This is a genomic window from Pseudomonas sp. IT-P171, from assembly GCF_949767765.1.
In the GTDB taxonomy this organism is placed as follows: domain Bacteria; phylum Pseudomonadota; class Gammaproteobacteria; order Pseudomonadales; family Pseudomonadaceae; genus Aquipseudomonas; species Aquipseudomonas fluorescens_B.
Genome location: NZ_CATKQN010000055.1, coordinates 37,342 through 58,752 on the forward strand (window position 1 = coordinate 37,342; position 21,411 = coordinate 58,752).

Here is a 21,411-nt window from a genome sequence, read left to right on the forward strand (position 1 = left end):
TTTTCAATCAAAGCAACTCGCGAATTTCCTCCGGTAGAAAACGCACATACCGTGACGCCTGATGCGTATTACAACGCCGAATAATCGAAGGCACGCTCTTGTTGAGTTTAGCGATGAGCTCCAGACGTCTCGCCTCCGGCAATTGCGTAGGGGCAAGAGAGTGGGTCAGGTAACTGCGCGTCCAGCTGAACACCGGCATGTCCACCCACGAGTAGTCTGCAAGCCGCAGTGCTGCCTTGGCGACCTCACCACAACTCAACTTTTTCAACTCCTCGTTGGCATGAATCGGCATCTTGTCGTCCAGCCTGAACACCATCGGCGCGACCACCTGGATTTGCGCGGGTCGCTCGATGGAAACCTCCCAGGGCTTGTATCGCCATTGGCTCACCGCCGTTCGGGAGGCTTCGACAAGGTCGGGATGAGCGTCCTTTGAAGCCTCTACCTGATTCACCGATCCGTCGGCATGGACGGTAAAACTGACATTCAGCGCGCCGGTTATACCGCTTCGGGAAAGTGCTACAGGGTAAACCGGCTTGGGATTGTTCTCCGGAATCAGGAACACCTCGCCAGCCCTGACTTCGATGGACAAAACCAACAAAAGCACACACAAAAACCACCGCATAACTCCCACTCCTTCGCGACTGAAAAGCCAGATCTGGCAACCGCAGAAAGGTTAAGGCTCGATGATTTTTTACATAACGCCATGGCTTCCCCTTTAGACGCAGGACGTTTCCCAAAGCCCTGCCCTACTCCGGACAAAAGCACGTCATCAAGGATCGCCAGGTAACAATTCCCACAGCGCCCTTCATTTATACCTGAGCGACATGTTCGTAAAAGAACATGTGATCTCCAACATTTCCGCTGTTTCGTCGATGCGAACCAGTGCTATTTTCGGTAACGAAACTGTAACATTCGCATCCGCAGTCAAAACAAGAAAACTGGAGCTCTTGAATGTTTGCTTTCTTTCGTCCTGCCGCACATCAGGCTCCATTGCCTGAAGAAAAAATAGACAGCGCCTACCGACGTCATCGCTGGCAGATCTTCGCCGGCATCTTCATCGGCTACGCGGGTTACTACCTGCTGCGCAAAAACTTCTCCCTGGCCATGCCCTATCTGATCGAGGAGGGTTACACCCGCGGTGAGCTGGGCCTGGCGTTGTCGGCCATTGCTATCGCCTACGGCTTGTCCAAGTTCCTGATGGGCATTGTCTCCGACCGTTCCAACCCGCGTTTCTTCCTGCCATTCGGCTTGCTGGTTTCGGCCGGTGTGATGTTCATTTTCGGTTTCGCGCCCTGGGCCACGTCCAGCGTGACCATCATGTTCATCCTGCTGTTTATCAATGGCTGGGCGCAGGGCATGGGTTGGCCGCCGAGTGGACGGACCATGGTGCACTGGTGGTCGCAGAAGGAACGCGGTGGCGTGGTGTCGTTGTGGAACGTGGCGCATAACGTGGGCGGTGGCCTGATTGGTCCGCTGTTCCTGCTGGGTATGGGCCTGTTCAATGACTGGCACGCGGCGTTTTACGTGCCGGCTGCTGTGGCCATGGCCGTCGCGGTGTTTGCTTTCGCCACCATGCGTGACACGCCGCAATCGGTCGGCCTGCCACCGATCGAGAAGTACAAGAACGATTACCCGGAAGGCTACGACGCCAGTCACGAAGAAGAATTCAGCGCCAAGGAAATCTTCGTCAAATACGTGCTGCGCAACAAAATGCTCTGGTACATCGCAATGGCCAACGTCTTTGTCTACCTGCTGCGCTACGGCGTGCTGGACTGGGCACCGACCTACCTCAAGGAAGCCAAGGGCTTCAGCGTGGACAAAACCTCGTGGGCGTATTTCCTCTACGAGTGGGCAGGTATTCCCGGGACACTGTTGTGCGGCTGGATGTCGGACAAGATCTTCCGTGGCAACCGTGGCCTGACCGGCATGGTGTTCATGGCGCTGGTGACCGTGGCGACACTGGTCTATTGGCTCAACCCGGCCGGCAACCCGACGGTCGACATGATTGCGCTGATCTCGATCGGTTTCCTGATCTACGGTCCGGTGATGCTGATCGGCTTGCAAGCGCTGGAACTGGCACCGAAGAAGGCCGCTGGTACGGCTGCGGGCTTCACCGGTCTGTTCGGTTACCTGGGCGGTTCGGTCGCGGCCAGTGCAGCCATGGGCTACACCGTGGACCATTTCGGCTGGGACGGCGGTTTCGTCTTGCTGATTGGTGCGTGCCTGCTGGCGATGGCGTTCCTTGCGCCAACGTTGTGGCACAAGCAGATCGCCAGTCAGACCCGCGAAGCCATCGCCTGATCGCTTTTTGATTTGCAGCGCTTGAGCCGCGCCTCCAGATTCCGGTCTGGCATGGCGTGGCTACGCAGGGCGTTGGCGGTCTGCTCGACATAATCGCGAGTGGTGCCGTAACGCCCGCAAGCGTTTTCGAACACGTGGCTCAGTACGTGATCCGGCAAGTTGCCGGCGTAGCTGGGCAGGTGTCGCTCTAACACGAATCCCAATGCCTGAACCTGGCTTCCGTCTTCGAGACGGCAGTTGAGCCAGTGTGGGCGATAGGACGGGAATGGCATTTCGCGTTGCCATAATGCATACAGCGAAGCTTCGAGTTGCTCTTCAGGCAAACGATAAGCGAAGCCGCTGCAAGAGCCGCCGCGATCCAGGCCAAACACCAGCCCTGGCACTTCCGGCGTGCCGCGATGTTCGTGGGACCACAGATACAAACCGCGATGATAGCCATGCACCCGACCGCGAACGCGTTCAACTGCCGCGCATTCAGGGCGCCAGATCAGCGAGCCATAAGCGAACAGCCAGACCGGCCCACCCTTGTGGCGCGCCATGGTCGACTGCATCGAACTGAGCAATTGTTCGTGTGTAAGCTGCGGCCCCAGATCGAGCCGCGGAGGATAAGCCAGATTCATGAAAGCAGATTCAATGGCGCTCATGGCGAATAGCGTTCAGCTCCCCGCGGGTGATGATTACTTAATAGAACGCACCGCTGTAACAATAAGGCACATATGTTTTAAGGCAATTTAAGTGCCATGGCACAGTTTTAGATAATTGCCTCAATGACATATAACCTACCGGTATTTATACAAATTTATAAATACCGATCGGCTATATATGAAGTTATAACGATTGAACGCGCGGATCAATATCGCGATTCAAGCGCGCGGCGCGTACGCAAACACATCCGCACGCATCTGATGAGCATCCATCCCCGCTTCCACCAGCGCATCCAGCGTGCCGTAGACCATTGCCGGAGAACCGCTGGCGTAGACATGCAGCGCTTTCAAATCCGGGAAATCCTCACACACCGCCTCATGCAGCATCCCGCAGCGCCCCGGCCAGCCACATTGATCGCTGACGACTTTATGCAGGAACAGATTGGGCAGTTTCAGCCATTCATCCCAATGTTCGATCTCATAAAAGTCTTCGGGACGACGCACCCCCCAATACAGATGCACCGGATGCTTGAAGCCCGAAGCCCGGCAATGTTCGATCAGGCTGTGGATCTGGCCCATGCCCGTACCCGCAGCAATCAACACCAACGGCCCGTCCGGCAATTCCGCCAGGTGGGTATCACCGAACGGCATTTCGATCCGCACCATCGGATTGCGTTGCAGCTGTTCGATCAGGCTCAGCGCACTGCTTTCGCGCGCCAGTACATGGATTTCCAGATCGCGCCCGCTGTGGGGCGCCGAGGCCAGGGAGAAAGCGGACTTCTCGCCGCTTTCCCGCTCGATCATCAAATACTGACCGGCGTGATAACGCGGCGGCTTGCCCGCCGGTGCGCGCAGGCGCACGCGCCAGGTGTCGCCGCCGACGTCCCTGCACTCAATGACCTGACATGACAAGCTGCGCACCGGCAATTCTCCCTGCGCAAGCACGCCATCCCACAGCACGATGCAGTCTTCCAGCGGCTCTGCTATGCAAGTGTAGAACTCGCCATGGTCGCGCACATCGCCGGCCTGTTCGACCCGTCCTTCCACCAGCAGCGCGGCGCACACGTGGCAATTGCCGTTGCGGCAGCTTTGAGGGCATTCATAGCCCAGACGGCGTGCGCCATCGAGAATCCGCTCGCCGGGCAGAATCTCAAGCACCGCTCCGGAGGGCTGCAAGGTTACACGCATCAATCTATTCCTAACTGATTCCAGATGGCATCGATCCGCTGGGTCACGGCATCATCCTTGACGATCACCCGGCCCCACTCGCGCGTGGTTTCGCCCGGCCATTTATGCGTGGCATCGAGCCCCATTTTCGACCCCAGGCCGGAGACCGGCGAGGCGAAATCGAGGTAGTCGATCGGCGTGTTGTCGATCATCACCGTGTCGCGCTTGGGGTCCATGCGCGTGGTGATGGCCCAGATCACGTCGTTCCAGTCCCGTGCGTTGATATCGTCATCGGTGACAATAACGAACTTGGTGTACATGAACTGTCGCAAAAACGACCAGACACCGAGCATTACCCGCTTGGCATGGCCGGGATACGACTTCTTCATGGTCACGATGGCCATGCGGTACGAGCAACCTTCCGGCGGCAGGTAGAAATCGGTGATCTCCGGGAACTGCTTCTGCAGGATCGGCACGAACACTTCGTTCAGCGCCACGCCGAGGATCGCCGGTTCATCCGGCGGACGACCGGTGTAGGTGCTGTGGTAGATCGGTTTGATCCGATGGGTAATGCGCTCGACGGTGAACACCGGGAAGCTGTCGACTTCGTTGTAGTAGCCGGTGTGGTCGCCGTAGGGACCTTCGTCGGCCATTTCGCCGGGATGAATCACACCTTCGAGGATGATTTCGGCGGTGGCCGGCACTTGCAGGTCGTTGCCGCGGCACTTCACCAGTTCGGTGCGGTTGCCACGCAGCAGGCCGGCGAACGCGTATTCGGAGAGGCTGTCCGGCACCGGCGTTACGGCGCCGAGAATGGTCGCCGGGTCGGCGCCAAGCGCTACAGACACCGGGAACGGCTGGCCCGGATGCTTCTCGCACCACTCGCGGTAATCCAGCGCGCCGCCACGGTGACTCAGCCAACGCATGATGACCTTGTTACGGCCGATCACTTGCTGACGGTAGATGCCGAGGTTCTGGCGGTCCTTGTTCGGACCCTTGGTGACGGTCAGGCCCCAAGTGATCAGCGGGGCGACGTCGCCGGGCCAGCAGGTCTGCACCGGCAGCATCGCGAGATCGACGTCTTCGCCTTCGATGACCACTTCCTGGCACACCGCATCTTTGACGACCTTGGGCGCCATGGCGATGATCTTGCGGAAGATCGGCAGCTTGGACCAAGCGTCTTTCAGGCCTTTCGGTGGCTCGGGCTCCTTGAGGAACGCCAGAAGCTTGCCGATCTCGCGCAGTTCGCTCACCGCTTCGGCGCCCATGCCCATGGCCACCCGCTCGGGGGTGCCGAACAGGTTGCCCAGAACCGGGATGTCGTAGCCGGTGGGGTTCTCGAACAACAGCGCCGGGCCTTTGGCCCGTAGCGTGCGGTCGCAGACTTCCGTCATCTCCAGCACTGGAGAGACGGGAATCTGGATGCGTTTCAACTCTCCGCGCTGCTCAAGTTGCTGCACGAAATCCCGAAGGTCCTTGAATTTCATTGAAGATGCCACCCCGAAAATAGGCGTACATCCTACCTGCTCTGGCGTTAAAACAGCACGATCAATTGTGATTTGCACCCAGCAGCATCGGCGTAAACAGCGGACTCAGCCGGGCGCTGCCAGTGTCCGAGAGATGATCCTCATCCTTGTACTTCGAATGCCCATTGACCTCGATGCCGCAGACGTTGTCCGCACACATCAGTGGCGTTGGGTCAATGACGTGCACGCCGGGGTCGGCGGCGCTCATCGAATCGAACAAGCCGCCGAGAAAATGCTGGCGAGCCAGGTGCTCATCGAGCGGGCGCCCAAGTCCGTCGGCCGAACGCCCGATCCGGGCAAGACTCGTCAGCCGGCTGATGGCGCCCTTGCGCTGCAGCGGCACTTCCTTGAACAGCCAGACTTGCGCGCCCGTAGCCCTGATCGCCGCCACCCGCGCTTCGATCGCCGAAGCCATGCGCGCCTCAGCCTGAGCCGTATTGTCGCGGGAGTTAAGCAAGACCTTTTTGTCGCCGTCTTCACGACCGTAAACGTAAAGACTCCAGTTGGATGCCAGCACCACGTCCTTGATCTGCAGGCGACGAACCTGCTCCATGGTCTGTTCGTTGAAGTCCTTGCAGCGCTGGCGCGGGTCATCGCTGAGGACCGGCGGACAGGCGCTCATGCTGTAAAGCCACACCGGGCGACCCTCGCGCCTGGCGCCACTTTCAATGGCCGGCATCAACGCCGCGGCATGGCTATCGCCCCAGACCAGTCGGGTGGCCGGGACCTCCTGATTGCCACCGAGCAGACAGGCCTTGTCGAACGTCTTGTCCTTGGTCACCAGCATGCATTTCATCTGCCCGGCGCGCCATTCCCTGGCCTGCGCATATTCCAGCGCTTTGCCGCTCAGACGCTGGGGGAAACCCTCCTGCGAACGCACGACGGAGCCCGTCACCGCGAGGACAGCCATCGCCATCAAGCCGCCGACCAGCACGGGTTTGCGTCCGGCCAGCAGGCGTTTATCACGGAACGGCAGCTCGACGAAGCGCCAGCTCAACCAGGCCAGACCCAGCGCCAGCAGTATCCAGCCTGCGGCCTCCCAGGGCTGAATACCGTCGATCGAAATGGCATTGGCATAGACGTAGACCGGCCAATGCCACAGATAGAAAGAATAGGAGAGCAAACCGATCCAGACGAACACGCGAGCACTCAACAGCTGGCCGGCCCAGGTCGAACCCTGCCCGCCCGACCAGATCAGCGCGGTGGCACCTAGTACCGGCAACAACGCTGCCCAGCCTGGAAACACCGTCCCCCGGTCAAACGTGAACACCGCCAGTAGAACAGCCGCCAACCCGGCAGCACCCACAGACTGAGCGAGCCAGGGTCGAACAGCGTGTTTGCGCGCAGGCAGGACCGCGAGCATCGCGCCGCATAACAACTCCCAGGCACGCGTTGGCAGCGAAAAGAAAGTGAAGTCGGGTTTACGATCGATATATGCGATGTTCAGCCCGAAGGAGATCAACAGCACAGCAAACAGCATCCAGCGCCAATGGCGAACATGGCGCATCAACAACACCATCAACAGCGGAAAGAAGATGTAGTACTGCTCCTCAACGGCCAGGGACCAGGTATGAAGCAACGGCTTCAAATCCGACGCCGGCTGGAAGTAACCGTCTTCGCGCATGAACAGAATGTTTGAAATGAACAGCGCCTGATAACGCACCGTCCTCCCCAGCTCGGAGAAGTCCTTGGCGGTCAGCAATAACCAGCCCAGTGCCAGTGTGACCAACAGCACCACGCTCAGCGCCGGAATGATGCGTCGTGCACGGCGCGCCCAGAAATCGACGAAGCTGAAACGCTGCGCACTGATCTCACGGAACAGGATGCTGGTAATCAGGAACCCGGAAATGACAAAGAAAACATCAACGCCAACGAAGCCACCGCTGAACGTGCTGAAACCGAAGTGAAAGAGCACGACCGGAATAACGGCCAGAGCCCGCAAGCCGTCAATGTCACGGCGACTGCCAAATGTATGCATAACGTCCCTTGTCGTATCCGATACAAAACCGATTCGAAAGGGACATCGCGGCGAGGTGAAAGTTATCAATCAAGACACAAATCTCATGCACAAAAAAAAAGCGCCCTGTTCGGGGCGCTCCTTTTTTGCAGCGGACTGCGTGTTACTTGCGTTTCATCGACAGGAAGAACTCGTCGTTGGTCTTGGTCGTTTTCAGCTTGTCGACCAGGAACTCGATGGCGGCGATTTCGTCCATCGGGTGCAGCAGCTTGCGCAGGATCCACATGCGCTGCAACTCGTCGTCGGCGGTCAGCAACTCTTCGCGGCGGGTGCCGGAACGGTTGATGTTGATGGCCGGGAAGACGCGTTTTTCAGCGATACGACGATCCAGCGGCAGTTCCATGTTGCCCGTGCCTTTGAATTCTTCGTAGATCACTTCGTCCATCTTCGAACCGGTTTCAACCAGTGCGGTGGCGATGATGGTCAGCGAACCGCCTTCTTCGATGTTCCGCGCAGCGCCGAAGAAACGTTTCGGTTTCTCCAGGGCATGGGCATCGACACCACCGGTGAGGACTTTGCCGGAGCTCGGGATCACGGTGTTGTAGGCGCGAGCCAGACGGGTGATGGAGTCGAGCAGGATCACTACGTCTTTCTTGTGTTCGACCAGGCGCTTGGCCTTCTCGATCACCATTTCGGCAACCTGCACGTGGCGGGTCGGCGGCTCGTCGAACGTCGAGGCAACCACTTCGCCGCGCACGGTGCGCTGCATTTCGGTCACTTCTTCCGGACGTTCGTCGATCAGCAACACGATCAGGTGAACTTCAGGGTTGTTACGTGCGATGTTCGCCGCGATGTTCTGCAGCATGATCGTTTTACCGGCTTTCGGCGGCGCAACGATCAGACCGCGCTGGCCTTTGCCGATCGGGGCGCACAGGTCGATGACACGACCGGTCAAGTCTTCGGTGGAACCGTTGCCGGCTTCCATCTTCATGCGCACGGTCGGGAACAGCGGGGTCAGGTTCTCGAAGAGAATCTTGTTTTTCGCGTTCTCGGGACGATCGTAGTTGATCGTGTCGACCTTGAGCAGCGCGAAATAACGCTCGCCTTCCTTCGGAGGGCGGATCTTGCCAACGATGGTGTCACCGGTGCGCAAGTTGAAGCGGCGGATCTGGCTTGGCGAGACGTAGATATCGTCCGGGCCGGCGAGATAGGAAGCGTCAGCGGAGCGCAGGAAGCCGAAGCCGTCCTGGAGAATCTCCAGCACGCCATCACCGGAGATTTCCTCGCCGCTTTTAGCGTGCTTTTTGAGCAGGGAGAAAATCACGTCCTGCTTGCGCGAACGGGCCATATTTTCTATGCCCATCTGTTCGGCCAATTCGAGCAGTTCGGTAATCGGCTTTTGCTTGAGTTCAGTCAGATTCATATAGGAATGACGTAATCATTTATGGAGGGGGGGAAATTAAGCTTTTGGCTTAATGAGGCCGCGCCGCAGAGAAGGCGACAGGATCGCGTACTTATTCGAAAAGGAGTGCGTCGGCGACGGCTAGCAGGGGGCAATGGAGAAACCAGTGCGGGGCCGAATGTACCACCTGAGTTTCGGAGCGTCTAGCCCTCAATAACGAAAAAGCCCCGCAATATGCGGGGCCTTTTTTCGGACACTTTACAGCGACGCTTAGATGTTGGCGTCGAGGAAAGCCGCCAGTTGCGACTTCGACAGTGCGCCGACCTTGGTCGCTTCAACGTTGCCGTTCTTGAACAGCATCAGGGTCGGAATGCCACGCACGCCATGCTTGGCCGGGGTTTCCTGGTTTTCGTCGATGTTCAGTTTGGCAACGGTCAGCTTGCCTTTGTAGGTTTCAGCAATCTCGTCCAGAACAGGAGCGATCATTTTGCAAGGGCCGCACCATTCAGCCCAGTAGTCGACCAGTACAGCGCCTTCGGCCTTGAGTACGTCGGCCTCGAAGCTAGCGTCGCTAACGTGTTTGATAAGATCGCTGCTCATGGAAGTCTCCAGGTTGTAAGCAAAAAAACGTGGCCCATCATAGCCGCCCTTCCTTCGTTCAGGAAGGTGCAGATGATTGAGTCTCGCTATGGTGGTGCATGAGTTTGGGTATAGCTCAAGTCAGGACGTGGCGGGAGCAACGAAGGCAATCCCGGTGCGCAGGGCGGCGTTGCGCACATGTTCGTGCATGGCCTTCTGCGCCGCGCCGGACGAGCGCCGGGCCAGCGCGCGGAGTATTTTACGATGCTCCTGCCAGGTTTCCATGGCTCGCTCTGCCCGGATGAACGGTAGCTTCTGGCTCTCCAGAAAGATGTCGGCGCTGGCGCTGAGAATGCTCAGCATCGCCTGATTGCCGCTGGCCAGCAGGATGCGCCGGTGGAATTCGAAGTCCAGGCGTGCCGCCGCCTCAAAATCGCCCACCTTCAATTCATTGCGCATCGCAGCGACGTTGTCCTCCAAAGCATCGAGCTCATCGGTGCTCAACGTCACGGCAGCCAGCCCGGCGGCAAAACCTTCAAGGGCATAGCGCAACTGGAAGATGTCCAGCGGCGAAGCCTGGGCCGCGAACGGCCAGCCCGGCGTCGCATCGAATCGCGGCAATTCCACCGGTGCCTGCACGAACACGCCCTTGCCCGGCTGAATGCTGATCACACCCAACGCACTCAATGACGACAACGCCTCGCGCAACGACGCCCGACTCACCCCCAACTGCACCGCCAGATCACGTTGCGAGGGCAAGGCATCCCCCGGCCCGAATCCTTGCTCGGCGATCAATTTGCGGATGGCTTGCAGCGCCACTTCAGGTACGGCTCGGGAGATCGAGTTCATGGTTTTCAGACGAACCAGGCGAATGAGCGGCTAGTTTTAAAGCTATTCGCGGCGCCCGGCAAGTCGTGCCCCACCGGGGTTCGGCGATGACCAACGATGCGCTATCGGAGTGCGAAACGCGGCGCGACTGTTCAGACCAGTAAGACCGTACAACGCCAGCAAAACCGTGGCTTCGCACCGCTAAACCCCGATGTTGGCATGGCCCGTGCTCTGTCGATCCGCAGAAATCATTCCTCGCCGATCCGGAGATTTGCCATGACCCTGCGTTACAGCGCCCTCCTCGCTTCCCTGTTTGCCAGCCTGATGCTGAGCCAGATGCCCGCCCACGCCGACGGCCTGGACGATGTGGTCAAGCGCGGCGTCCTCAAGGTGGCCGTGCCTCAGGACTTCCCGCCGTTCGGCTCGGTCGGTCCGGACATGAAACCCCGCGGCCTCGATATCGACACCGCGAAACTGCTGGCCGACCAGCTACAGGTCAAACTTGAGCTGACGCCGGTCAACAGCACCAACCGCATCCCGTTCCTCACCACCGGCAAAGTCGACCTGGTGATTTCCAGCCTCGGCAAGAACCCCGAGCGCGAGAAAGTCATCGATTTTTCCAGCGCCTATGCGCCGTTCTACCTCGCGGTGTTCGGTCCGCCGGACGCCGATATCAAAAGCCTGGACGACCTCAAGGGCAAAACCGTCAGCGTCACCCGTGGCGCCATCGAAGACATCGAGCTGACCAAGGTTGCCCCCGAAGGCGTGACCATCAAGCGCTTCGAGGACAACAACTCGACCATCGCCGCCTACCTCGCCGGCCAGGTCGACCTGATCGCCAGCGGCAACGTGGTGATGGTGGCGATCAGCGAGAAAAACCCGAAACGCGTGCCGGCACTGAAAGTGAAGCTCAAGGATTCGCCGGTCTACGTGGGTGTGAACAAGAACGAGCCGGCGTTGCTGGGCAAGGTCAACCAGATCCTCGCCACTGCCAAGACCGACGGCGCGCTGGAAAAGAATTCACAGACCTGGCTCAAAGAGCCGCTGCCGGCCGATCTCTGATCGTCGCTCGGGAGACTCGATATGTCTTATCAGTTCGACTTCATACCGGTGGTGCAAAACACTGACCTGCTGTTGCGCGGTGCGCTGTTCACCCTTGAACTGACGGCCATCGGCGCGGTGCTCGGCGTGGGCCTGGGCATCGTCGGGGCGCTGGTGCGGGCCTGGAACATCCGCCCGTTCTCGGCGATTTTCGGGGTCTACGTCGAGTTGATCCGCAACACGCCGTTTCTGGTGCAGCTGTTTTTCATCTTCTTCGGTTTGCCATCGCTGGGCGTGCAGATTTCCGAATGGCAGGCCGCGGTGCTGGCCATGGTGGTCAACCTCGGGGCTTATTCCACCGAGATCATCCGCGCTGGCATTCAAGCGATTCCCCGTGGGCAACTGGAAGCCGCTGCAGCGTTGGCGATGACCCGGCTCGAAGCCTTCCGCCACGTGATCCTGCTGCCAGCGCTGGGCAAAGTGTGGCCGGCGCTGAGCAGCCAGGTCATCATCGTCATGCTCGGCTCGGCGGTCTGCTCGCAGATCGCCACCGAAGAACTGAGTTTTGCCGCCAACTTCATTCAGTCGCGCAACTTCCGCGCCTTTGAAACCTATGCCCTGACCACATTGCTTTACCTGTGCATGGCGCTGCTGATCCGTCAGTTACTGAACTGGATCGGCCGTCGCTACATAGCAAGGAGCGGCCAATGAGCGATTTCACCTTCTGGGACATCGTGCGCAACCTGCTCACAGGCCTGCAATGGACGCTGGCGCTGTCGCTGGTGGCGTTTATCGGCGGCGGGTTGATCGGCTTGCTGATCATGGTCATGCGCATCTCAAAGAAAGCCCTGCCGCGCAGTTTCGCCCGCACCTACATCGAGCTGTTTCAGGGCACGCCGCTGTTGATGCAGCTGTTTCTGGTGTTCTTCGGTGTGGCATTGGCCGGCCTGGAGATTTCGCCGTGGATGGCAGCGGCGATAGCCCTGACGTTGTTCACCAGCGCTTACCTGGCGGAGATCTGGCGCGGTTGCGTCGAGTCGATCCCCCACGGTCAGTGGGAAGCCTCGTCAAGCCTGGCACTCAACCCGCTGGAGCAACTGCGCTACGTGATCCTGCCGCAAGCCTTGCGCATCGCCGTGGCGCCAACCGTGGGTTTCTCGGTGCAAGTGGTCAAAGGCACCGCCGTGACCTCGATCATCGGCTTCACCGAGCTGACCAAGACCGGCGGCATGCTCGCCAACGCAACCTTCGAACCGTTCATGGTCTACGGCCTCGTGGCCCTCGGTTACTTCCTGCTCTGCTACCCCTTGTCCCTCAGTGCGCGCTACCTGGAAAGGAGACTGCATGCCTCTACTTAGAATTTCCGCCCTGCATAAATATTACGGCGACCACCATGTGCTCAAAGGCATCGACCTGAGCGTCGAGGAAGGCCAGGTGGTGGCGATCATCGGCCGCAGCGGCTCGGGCAAATCGACGTTGCTGCGCACGTTGAATGGCCTGGAGTCGATCAACGACGGGGTCATCGAAGTCGATGGCGAATACCTCGATGCCGCCCGCGCCGACCTGCGCAGCCTGCGGCAGAAAGTCGGGATGGTGTTTCAGCAGTTCAACCTGTTCCCGCACCTGACCGTGGGCGAAAACGTGATGCTCGCGCCCCAGGTGGTGCAGAAAGTGCCCAAGGCCAGAGCGGCTGAGTTGGCGCGGGAGATGCTGGAACGGGTCGGGCTCGGCGAGAAGTTTGATGCCTTCCCGGATCGGCTGTCCGGTGGGCAACAACAGCGCGTGGCGATTGCCCGTGCGCTGGCGATGTCACCCAAGGTGTTGCTGTGTGACGAGATCACCTCGGCGCTGGACCCGGAATTGGTCAATGAGGTGCTGAGCGTGGTTCGGCAATTGGCCAAAGAGGGTATGACGCTGATCATGGTCACCCATGAAATGCGCTTTGCCCGGGAGGTTGGGGATAAGTTGGTGTTCATGCATCTGGGGAAGGTGCATGAGGTCGGGGATCCGAAGATTCTGTTCGCGAATCCGCAGACGGCGGAGCTGGCGAATTTCATTGGTACTGTGGAATCGACAGCCTGAAAGCTCTTTAAGGTCTGTGATGGCCTCATCGCGGGCTTGCCCGCGATTGACCGCGCTGCGGTCATCTACAGGGTTGCGCAGGATCAAGGGTTTGAACACTGCGCGTTGGCGTCAGCGTTTGATCGTGGCACGATGTCTGGGTTATCGACCGAGACCCCCTGACCATGCCGCAATCCCAAGCCAAGAATCTGTCCCTGATCGCCGCAATCGACCTGGGCTCCAACAGCTTTCACATGGTCGTGGCCAAGGCCCAGAACGGCGAAATCCGTATTCTCGAGCGTCTCGGGGAGAAGGTCCAGCTGGCCGCGGGCATCGACGAAGAGCGCCAGCTCAGTGAAGAATCCATGCAGCGCGGGCTCGATTGCCTCAAGCGCTTCGCCCAACTGATCAACGGTATGCCCCAGGGCGCCGTGCGGATCGTCGGCACCAACGCCCTGCGTGAAGCCCGCAACCGCAACGAATTCATACACCGCGCCGAAGAAATCCTCGGTCACCCGGTAGAAGTCATCTCCGGCCGTGAAGAAGCGCGCCTGATCTACCTCGGTGTGTCCCACACCCTCGCCGACACCCCGGGCAAGCGCCTGGTGGCCGACATCGGCGGCGGCAGTACTGAATTCATCATCGGCCAGCGCTTCGAACCGCTGCTGCGCGAAAGCCTGCAAATGGGTTGCGTCAGCTACACCCAGCGCTATTTCAAGGACGGCAAGATCACCCCGGCCCGCTACGCCCAGGCGTACACGGCGGCGCGGCTGGAGATCATGAGCATTGAACACGCCCTGCACCGCCTGACCTGGGATGAAGCCATCGGCTCCTCGGGCACCATCCGCGCCATCGGCCTGGCGCTGAAGGCCGGCGGTCATGGCTCGGGCGAGGTCAACGCCCAGGGCCTGGCCTGGCTCAAGCGCAAGCTGATCAAACTCGGCGACGTCGAGAAAATCGACTTCGAGGGCATCAAGCCTGACCGCCGGGCGATTTTCCCGGCCGGCCTGGCCATTCTCGAAGCAATCTTCGATGCCCTCGAACTCCAGCGCATGGACCACTGTGAAGGCGCCCTGCGCGAAGGCGTGCTCTATGACCTGCTGGGCCGTCATCATCATGAAGACGTCCGTGAGCGCACGCTCAGCTCGCTGATGGAGCGTTACCACGTCGATCTGGAGCAAGCGGCGCGGGTCGAGCGCAAGGCGCTGCATGCCTTCGATCAGGTGGCCGAGGATTGGGACCTGGATGACGGCGTCTGGCGCGAGTTGCTGGGCTGGGCCGCCAAGGTCCATGAAGTGGGCCTGGACATCGCTCACTATCAGTATCACAAACACGGTTCGTACCTGATCGAGCACTCGGACCTTGCCGGGTTCTCCCGCGAAGACCAACTGATGCTCGCGCTACTGGTGCGTGGCCACCGCCGCAATATTCCCAAGGACCGGTTTGCCGATTTTGGCGACGATGGCATCAAGCTGATTCGCCTGTGCGTACTGCTGCGCTTTGCGATCCTGTTCCATCACATCCGCGGCACCCAGGAAATGCCTCAGGTGGTGTTGCACGCCAATGGCCACAGTCTGGATGTGCAGTTCCCGGAGAACTGGCTGGACGAAAACCAGCTGACCCAGGCCGACTTCGCCCTGGAAGCGGAGTGGCTGACGCGGGTCGGTTTCACCCTGAACGTCCGCTAAAAACCCGGAGCGAACACAATCCCTCGCCACAGGCATCTCGCTACAAACAAAAATGGCGATCCGCAGGGATCGCCATTTTTTATGCAGCGTGCAGGGTCAACGCACAGCCAGAATCGGACTGCCCAAGCGCTCCAGCAACGTGGCCTGCGCACTGCGCGGGTTCTGGTTGCCGGTTGGCGTGTTGCGGATGTAACGACCGTCCGCCTGCAGGCTCCAGCTGTGAGTATTGTCGGTCAGGTAAAGCTCCAGCTCTTTCTTGACCCGCATGATCAGCTTCTTGCCTTCCACCGGGAAGCAAGTCTCGACGCGCTTGTCGAGGTTGCGCTCCATCCAGTCGGCACTGGACAGGAACATCTGCTCGTCACCGCCATTCAAGAAGTAGAAGACTCGCGTGTGCTCCAGGAAGCGACCGATGATCGAGCGCACGTGGATGTTGTGCGAAACCCCGGCGATGCCCGGACGCAGGCAGCACATGCCACGCACCACCAGATCGATGCGCACGCCTGACTGGCTGGCCTTGTACAACGCACGGATGATCTTCGGATCGGTCAGCGAGTTGAACTTGGCGATGATATGCGCCGGTTTGCCATCGAGGGCGAACTGAGTCTCACGGGCAATCATGTCGAGCATGCCCTTCTTCAACGTGAACGGCGCGTGCAGCAGCTTCTTCATGCGCAGGGTCTTGCCCATGCCGATCAGCTGGCTGAACAGTTTGCCGACGTCTTCGCACAAGGCGTCATCGGAGGTCAGCAAGCTGTAGTCGGTGTACAAACGGGCGTTGGCGGCGTGGTAGTTACCCGTACCCAAGTGGGCGTAACGCACAATCTCGCCGGCCTCGCGACGCAGGATCAGCATCATCTTGGCGTGGGTCTTGAAGCCGACCACGCCGTAGATCACCACCGCACCGGCCGCCTGCAGACGGCTGGCCAGTTGCAGGTTGGACTCTTCGTCGAACCGCGCACGCAATTCGATCACCGCAGTGACTTCCTTGCCGTTACGCGCCGCATCCACCAGCGCATCAACGATTTCCGAGTTGGCGCCGGAGCGGTACAGCGTCTGACGGACCGCCAGTACATGCGGGTCCTTGGCAGCCTGGCGCAGCAAATCGACGACAGGCGTAAACGACTCGAACGGGTGCAGCAGCAAGATATCCTGCTTGCTGATCACGCTGAAAATGTTCTCGCTGTTCTGCAGCAGTTTCGGGATCTGCGGCGTGAACGGCAGGTATTGCAGCTCGCGCTGACTGTCGAGGCCGGTGATGCTGAACAGACGGGTCAGGTTGACCGGGCCGTTGACCTGGTACAACTCGGTCTCGTGCAGGTTGAACTGCTTGAGCAAGTAATCGGACAGGTGTTTCGGGCAGGTATCGGCCACTTCCAGGCGTACCGCGTCACCGTAGCGACGGGAGAACAGTTCGCCGCGCAGGGCGCGGGCCAGGTCTTCCACGTCTTCGGTGTCGACGGCCAGGTCGGCGTTTCGGGTCAGGCGGAACTGGTAGCAGCCCTTGACCTTCATGCCCTGGAACAGGTCATCGGCGTGCGCGTGGATCATCGACGACAGGAATACATAGTTGTCGCCAGGGCCGCCGACTTCTTCCGGGACCTTGATGATGCGAGGCAACAGACGCGGCGCCGGGATGATCGCCAGACCGGAATCGCGACCGAAGGCGTCGATGCCTTCGAGCTCGACGATAAAGTTCAGGCTCTTGTTCACCAGCAACGGGAACGGGTGCGTCGGGTCGAGGCCGATCGGGGTGATGATCGGCGCGATCTCGTCGCGGAAATAACGGCGAACCCAGGTCTTGAGCTTGGTGGTCCAGTAACGGCGACGGATGAAGCGGACCTGATGTTTCTCCAGTTCCGGCAACAGAATGTCGTTGAGGATCGCGTACTGGCGGTCTACGTAGCCGTGCACCAGTTCGCTGATCCGGGCCAGGGCCTGGTGCGGTTGCAGACCATCGGCGCCGGCCTGTTCACGGGCGAAGGTAATCTGCTTCTTGAGGCCGGCCACACGAATTTCGAAGAACTCGTCCAGGTTGCTGGAGAAAATCAGCAGGAACTTCAGCCGCTCCAGCAACGGGTAGGACTCATCCAGCGCCTGTTCCAGCACGCGGATATTGAACTGCAGTTGCGAAAGCTCGCGATGGATGTACAGGCTGCTGTCATCCAGGCCTGGAACGACAATCGCTGGCGCCGCCGGCGCGGTTTCGACCACCACCGCGGGCGGAGCAGGCTCCAGCACCGGCGGGGTTTCGGCGATCTGCTCCACCACAGGTTGAGCCTCTTGTACTGCAACTTCAGTGAGTCCTTCGGTATTCATCGAATGTTCCTGGGAGGGCTATTTTTGCTCTCGTAACAGTTGAGCAGCACGAACGGCAAAGTAAGTCAGGATGCCATCAGCGCCTGCACGTTTAAAAGCGGTCAGGGATTCGAGGATAACCCCTTCGCTCAACCAGCCATTCTGGATCGCCGCCATGTGCATGGCGTATTCACCGCTGACCTGATAGACAAAGGTCGGCACTTTGAATTCTTCCTTGACCCGGTAAAGGATGTCCAGGTACGGCATGCCTGGCTTGACCATGACCATGTCCGCGCCTTCTGACAAGTCCGCCGCCACTTCGTGCAGGGCTTCGTTGCTGTTGGCCGGGTCCATCTGATAGGAGGCCTTGTTGGCCTTGCCCAGGTTCAGCGCCGACCCCACCGCATCGCGGAACGGGCCGTAATAGGCGCTGGCGTACTTCGCCGAATAGGCCATGATCCGCACGTTGACGTGATCGGCCAGTTCAAGGGCTTCGCGGATCGCCTGGATGCGACCGTCCATCATGTCCGACGGGGCCACCACCTGAGCGCCGGCTTCGGCGTGGGACAGGGCCTGCCTGACCAGCGCATCGACGGTGATGTCGTTCTGCACATAGCCTTCTTCGTCGAGGATGCCGTCCTGACCGTGGGTGGTGAACGGGTCCAGCGCGACGTCGGTGATCACGCCCAGTTCAGGGAACTGCGCACGCAGCGCGCGGGTGGCGCGCTGGGCAATGCCCTCGGGATTCCAGGCTTCGGCAGCGTCCAGCGACTTGAGTTCGGGCGGCGTGACCGGGAACAGCGCCACGGCCGGAATGCCCAGCTCGACCCACTTGGCCGCTTCTTCCAGCAACAGGTCGATGGTCAGGCGTTCAACGCCAGGCATCGAGGCCACCGCTTCACGACGGTTTTCACCCTCGAGCACGAACACCGGCAGGATCAGGTCATCGACGGTCAGGACGTTTTCACGTACCAGTCGACGCGAAAAATCATCACGTCGGTTACGACGCAGACGGGTTCCTGGGAACAAACGGTTGGCGGGGGTAAAGCTCACGGCAGACTCCTGAGCCCGCGCTAACGGGCGAGCGTGACAGTTATAAGCGGCCATTATGACCAACGTATTACAGTTATGTGCACCCCTGTGACAGGTAGTCGCATTCCATTGTCCTTGTAGGAAATGTTCACGTCGAGACACATTTGGACACTTTCATGAATGTGCACGAAGGGTTAGGCTGCGCGTTCATTTCGCCAGCACCCAGACAATGCTCCAACAACTTCTGCATGACTTCGGCTACTTTGCCCTTTTTCTCGGCACGTTCTTCGAAGGCGAAACCATTCTGGTGCTCGCGGGCTTCCTCGCGTTCCGTGGATACATGGACATCAACCTGGTGGTGGTCGTGGCTTTTTTCGGCAGCTATGCCGGCGATCAGCTGTGGTACTTCCTGGGACGCAAGCACGGCCGCAAGCTGCTGGCGCGCAAGCCACGCTGGCAGTTGATGGGTGATCGGGCGCTGGAGCACATCCGCAGGCATCCGGACATCTGGGTGCTGAGCTTCCGCTTTGTCTACGGTTTGCGCACGGTGATGCCGGTGGCGATCGGCCTGTCAGGCTATCCGCCAGGACGTTACTTGCTGCTGAACGGGATTGGTGCCGCGATCTGGGCAAGCGCCCTGGCCGCCGCCGCCTATCACTTCGGCGCGGTGCTCGAAGGCATGCTGGGCAGCGTCAAGAAGTACGAGCTATGGGTGCTCGGCGCCCTGCTGGTGCTGGGCGTCGTGCTGTGGTTGCGCCGACGCTTCAAGAACGCCCGTCTGGCGAAGCAGGTCTACGCCGACGAGCAGGCCTTGAAAGCCGAACAGGCCAAGGCCGCCGAGGTCAAGACGCCAATCGAGTGATGCGGTTTCTGCAACAGTAGAGACCGATCCCGCTGAGCAGGCTGTAACTCAGCAGGCCGACCCAGCCCACCGCGCTGGCCGGCCACAACCCCACCAGCGGCGCCAGCCACACCACCGGCACATTCGATGCCAGGCGCAGCAGCTCCAGCTTCAACGCCCACGGGCGATTCTCCAGGGCCACGCCCAACGTAAACAAACCCAAGGCCACCGCACTCCAGCCGAGCACCAATGCGGAGGTCGGCAGATGCGGCTCGAAGTTCATCAAGTAGCTGCCCAGCGCGATGTAGACGCAGAACTGCAACAGGACGTAAACCTGCTGACGCCCATCCAGCGGTACTTCGAATTTGCGAAACTGACTCAGATCCGGTTTGTTCATCGGGTACTTTTGCGCCACGTCCGCCGGGCGCCAACCGGTGCGCATGAACCAGATCCGCAGCTTGTCCCAGGTGCTTTCAGCCCGCCGCGCGTCCTCCCAGAGCTGCGCGTAAAACTGCACGTTTGCCCATAACGGATTCCAGCTCGCCAGTGGCGTGGTCACGCCGAAAATCACCGGCTCGTTGTCGTCTTCTTCCTGGAACGAGCCAAACAGACGGTCCCAAATAATGAACACCCCGCCGTAGTTGCGATCCATGTAGAGAGCGTTCTGTGCATGGTGGGCCCGATGATTGGAAGGTGTGACGAAGAACCACTCGAACCAGCCGAGCTTGGGAATGTGCCGCGTATGCACCCAGAATTGGTACAGCAGATTCAACGCGGCGACGCTGATGAACACCAGCAGCGGCACGCCGAGCACGGCCATCGGCAGGTAGAAAATCCAGCTCAGCAGAAACCCGGTACTGGTCTGGCGCAACGCTGTGGAGAGGTTGTAGTCCTCGCTCTGGTGATGCACCGAATGCGCTGCCCAGAGGATATTGCGTTCGTGACCCATGCGATGCAGCCAGTAGTAGCAGAAGTCATAGAGGACAAAGGCAAACACCCAGACCCAGACACTGTCGGCCGAGAGCTCGAACAGTGCCAGGTGCTTGAGGGCAAATGCGTACGTCACCAGCCCCACACCCTTGGTCAACAGGCCCGTCGTGGTGGACAGCACGCCGGTGCTGATGCTGTTGATCGCGTCGGCCACCCGATAATTGCTCACCCCGCGCCAGCGGTCGGCCAGCAGTTCGACGGCAATCAGCACAAAGAAGAACGGCACCGCATACAGAATGAAGTCCATGACGCGCCCTGATCGGAATCTTGAGGACAGATCCTATGTTTAGCCGCGAATTAACCCTATGGCAACGAGTGACAAATTAGTGGACATTTAACGCCATGAATCTGGAGAAAAACCCATGAGCAAAAAAATTGCAGTGATCCTTTCCGGCTGTGGCGTCTACGACGGCGCCGAGATCCACGAGAGTGTGATCACCCTCCTGCGCCTGGACCAGCGTGGCGCTCAGGTGCAGTGCTTTGCCCCCAACATCGCACAGCTGCATGTGATCAACCACCTGACTGGCGAAGAGATGCCCGAATCACGCAATGTGCTGGTGGAGTCGGCGCGGATCGCCCGGGGCAATATCAAGGATCTCCGTGAAGCCGACGTCGAAGACTTCGACGCGCTGATCGTGCCCGGTGGTTTTGGCGCGGCGAAGAACCTGTCGAACTTCGCGATCGAAGGCGCCGGCTGCACCGTTCAACCGGAAGTCCTGGCGCTGGCTGAAGCGTTTGCCGAAGCAGGTAAACCGGTCGGGCTGATCTGCATCTCCCCGGCGCTGGCCGCGAAGATCTATGGGCCGGGCGTGACCTGTACCATCGGCAACGATACCGACACTGCCGCTGCGATGAACAAGATGGGCGCGACCCACACGGACTGCGCGGTGACTGACATCGTTGAAGACAAGGCCCGCAAACTGGTGAGCACGCCGGCGTACATGCTGGCGCAATCGATCAGCGAAGCCGCGTCCGGCATCAACAAACTGGTCGACCGCGTCCTCGAACTGACCCACGAAAACGACGCCTGACGGATGGCATAAGGAGCTTTTGTGG

At 59.7% G+C, this 21,411-nt stretch carries 19 protein-coding genes; 8 read left to right on the top strand and 11 right to left on the bottom strand.

Annotation, left to right across the window (positions count from 1 at the left end):
- Positions 1-7 precede the first annotated feature (7 nt).
- Positions 8-622, bottom strand: coding sequence for an energy transducer TonB (locus ACM6I5_RS22440; protein ID WP_414884748.1), 615 nt, complete (start codon positions 620-622; stop codon positions 8-10).
- Between the two features lie 329 nt (positions 623-951).
- Between ACM6I5_RS22440 and glpT the strand changes: the two genes are divergently transcribed.
- On the top strand, positions 952-2,301 hold the full coding sequence (gene glpT, locus ACM6I5_RS22445; protein WP_017341398.1) for a glycerol-3-phosphate transporter: 1,350 nt from the start codon (positions 952-954) through the stop codon (positions 2,299-2,301).
- Here the strand turns inward: glpT and ACM6I5_RS22450 are convergent.
- From ACM6I5_RS22450 to ACM6I5_RS22480, 7 genes are all read right to left on the bottom strand, one after another.
- Entirely contained in the window at positions 2,277-2,945 is a 669-nt protein-coding gene (locus tag ACM6I5_RS22450; RefSeq protein ID WP_017341399.1) for a gamma-glutamylcyclotransferase, read from the bottom strand. The two genes, glpT and ACM6I5_RS22450, sit on opposite strands and share 25 nt — an antisense overlap.
- Positions 2,946-3,164: 219 nt before the next feature.
- Positions 3,165-4,133: a CDP-6-deoxy-delta-3,4-glucoseen reductase gene (locus ACM6I5_RS22455; protein ID WP_017341400.1), complete on the bottom strand. Its 969-nt coding sequence runs from the start codon at positions 4,131-4,133 to the stop codon at positions 3,165-3,167.
- Positions 4,133-5,599 carry a 4-hydroxy-3-polyprenylbenzoate decarboxylase gene (gene ubiD / locus ACM6I5_RS22460; protein ID WP_017341401.1) on the bottom strand — a complete coding sequence of 489 codons (1,467 nt, stop codon included), beginning with the start codon at positions 5,597-5,599 and terminating at the stop codon, positions 4,133-4,135. The genes ACM6I5_RS22455 and ubiD overlap by 1 nt, the downstream gene beginning before the upstream one ends.
- A 61-nt stretch (positions 5,600-5,660) precedes the next feature.
- Positions 5,661-7,616, bottom strand: coding sequence for an acyltransferase family protein (locus tag ACM6I5_RS22465; RefSeq protein WP_017341402.1), 1,956 nt, complete (start codon positions 7,614-7,616; stop codon positions 5,661-5,663).
- 142 nt (positions 7,617-7,758) lie between these two features.
- Complete coding sequence (gene rho, locus ACM6I5_RS22470; protein WP_007942421.1) at positions 7,759-9,018, bottom strand: transcription termination factor Rho; 1,260 nt, start codon at positions 9,016-9,018, stop codon at positions 7,759-7,761.
- A gap of 249 nt (positions 9,019-9,267) precedes the next feature.
- Positions 9,268-9,597 carry a thioredoxin TrxA gene (trxA, locus tag ACM6I5_RS22475; protein ID WP_003206727.1) on the bottom strand — a complete coding sequence of 110 codons (330 nt, stop codon included), beginning with the start codon at positions 9,595-9,597 and terminating at the stop codon, positions 9,268-9,270.
- 120 nt (positions 9,598-9,717) lie between these two features.
- The gene (locus tag ACM6I5_RS22480) at positions 9,718-10,425 is read right to left on the bottom strand and encodes a FadR/GntR family transcriptional regulator (protein WP_017341403.1); all 708 of its coding nucleotides are present in this window, start codon (positions 10,423-10,425) and stop codon (positions 9,718-9,720) included.
- Positions 10,426-10,680: 255 nt separating this feature from the next.
- Here ACM6I5_RS22480 and ACM6I5_RS22485 point away from each other — a divergent pair, with 255 nt between their 5' ends.
- The 5 genes from ACM6I5_RS22485 to ppx all read left to right on the top strand — a co-directional run bounded on the left by ACM6I5_RS22485 (position 10,681) and on the right by ppx (position 15,194).
- Entirely contained in the window at positions 10,681-11,466 is a 786-nt protein-coding gene (locus ACM6I5_RS22485; RefSeq protein ID WP_414884749.1) for a transporter substrate-binding domain-containing protein, read from the top strand.
- A gap of 21 nt (positions 11,467-11,487) precedes the next feature.
- Positions 11,488-12,156, top strand: coding sequence for an amino acid ABC transporter permease (locus tag ACM6I5_RS22490; protein WP_414884750.1), 669 nt, complete (start codon positions 11,488-11,490; stop codon positions 12,154-12,156).
- Complete coding sequence (locus ACM6I5_RS22495; protein WP_414884751.1) at positions 12,153-12,803, top strand: amino acid ABC transporter permease; 651 nt, start codon at positions 12,153-12,155, stop codon at positions 12,801-12,803. Before ACM6I5_RS22490 ends, ACM6I5_RS22495 begins: the two co-directional genes overlap by 4 nt.
- Positions 12,790-13,527: an amino acid ABC transporter ATP-binding protein gene (locus ACM6I5_RS22500; protein ID WP_414884752.1), complete on the top strand. Its 738-nt coding sequence runs from the start codon at positions 12,790-12,792 to the stop codon at positions 13,525-13,527. Before ACM6I5_RS22495 ends, ACM6I5_RS22500 begins: the two co-directional genes overlap by 14 nt.
- A gap of 164 nt (positions 13,528-13,691) precedes the next feature.
- Positions 13,692-15,194, top strand: a complete 1,503-nt coding sequence (gene ppx / locus ACM6I5_RS22505; protein WP_017341408.1) for an exopolyphosphatase — start codon at positions 13,692-13,694, stop codon at positions 15,192-15,194.
- A gap of 96 nt (positions 15,195-15,290) precedes the next feature.
- Here the strand turns inward: ppx and ppk1 are convergent, their stop codons facing one another.
- Positions 15,291-17,513 carry a polyphosphate kinase 1 gene (ppk1, locus tag ACM6I5_RS22510; RefSeq protein WP_017341409.1) on the bottom strand — a complete coding sequence of 741 codons (2,223 nt, stop codon included), beginning with the start codon at positions 17,511-17,513 and terminating at the stop codon, positions 15,291-15,293.
- A gap of 18 nt (positions 17,514-17,531) precedes the next feature.
- Entirely contained in the window at positions 17,532-18,545 is a 1,014-nt protein-coding gene (gene hemB, locus ACM6I5_RS22515) for a porphobilinogen synthase (RefSeq protein ID WP_017341410.1), read from the bottom strand.
- Between the two features lie 208 nt (positions 18,546-18,753).
- On the opposite strand from hemB, the gene ACM6I5_RS22520 reads away from it, so the two are divergent.
- Positions 18,754-19,386, top strand: a complete 633-nt coding sequence (locus ACM6I5_RS22520) for a DedA family protein (RefSeq protein ID WP_414884753.1) — start codon at positions 18,754-18,756, stop codon at positions 19,384-19,386.
- Here ACM6I5_RS22520 and ACM6I5_RS22525 read toward each other — a convergent pair.
- Positions 19,367-20,602, bottom strand: a complete 1,236-nt coding sequence (locus ACM6I5_RS22525) for a sterol desaturase family protein (RefSeq protein ID WP_414884754.1) — start codon at positions 20,600-20,602, stop codon at positions 19,367-19,369. The genes ACM6I5_RS22520 and ACM6I5_RS22525 overlap by 20 nt on opposite strands.
- Positions 20,603-20,717: 115 nt before the next feature.
- Between ACM6I5_RS22525 and elbB the strand changes: the two genes are divergently transcribed.
- Positions 20,718-21,386 carry an isoprenoid biosynthesis glyoxalase ElbB gene (gene elbB, locus ACM6I5_RS22530; protein WP_017341413.1) on the top strand — a complete coding sequence of 223 codons (669 nt, stop codon included), beginning with the start codon at positions 20,718-20,720 and terminating at the stop codon, positions 21,384-21,386.
- Positions 21,387-21,411 lie beyond the last annotated feature (25 nt).